The organism is Vibrio sp. SG41-7 (assembly GCF_014164465.1).
GTDB lineage: Bacteria > Pseudomonadota > Gammaproteobacteria > Enterobacterales > Vibrionaceae > Vibrio > Vibrio splendidus.
In genome coordinates, this window is the sequence record NZ_JACJFF010000353.1 from 1 (window position 1) to 475 (window position 475).

Genomic DNA, 475 nt, shown 5'->3' on the forward strand with positions numbered 1-475 from the left:
CTTGTCTATGAACAAATACTCTATTCACGCTCATCTTCCTCAGCGAAAAAGGTCATCGATGAAGACTATGCAGGCATTGTGGTTAGCGACCAGTGCCCAAGCTATAACTGGATAGCCGCAGACCGTCATCAGTTATGTTGGGCACATGTGAAGCGCAATCTTCAGCAAATGGCAGATTATAGTGGCGGTGGCCACACCGCTTATATTGGCAAACATCTTTGCTTACTGACGAACGCCATTTTCCATACTCGGCATCGTTATGAGCAAGGTGAATTGGGTTATTCGCTGTACTTGCGGCGAATGCACAGGCTACAAAAGTCGTTCGATCATTGGTTGAGTAAAGGGACAGATGTGATGGTCAAGCGGTATCGAGGGCGATGCAAGTTACTGCTCAAACATAGAGAGAGCTTGTGGGTTTTCCTCAAGAAAACGTCAATCCCCTTAACCAATAATGAAGCCGAGCGATGTATTAGAG

The 475-nt window shown here is 46.3% G+C and carries 1 protein-coding gene; it reads left to right on the plus strand.

The features are described from left to right. A partial coding sequence (locus H5300_RS27070; RefSeq protein ID WP_182797396.1) for a transposase occupies positions 1-475 on the plus strand: 475 nt, incomplete at both ends.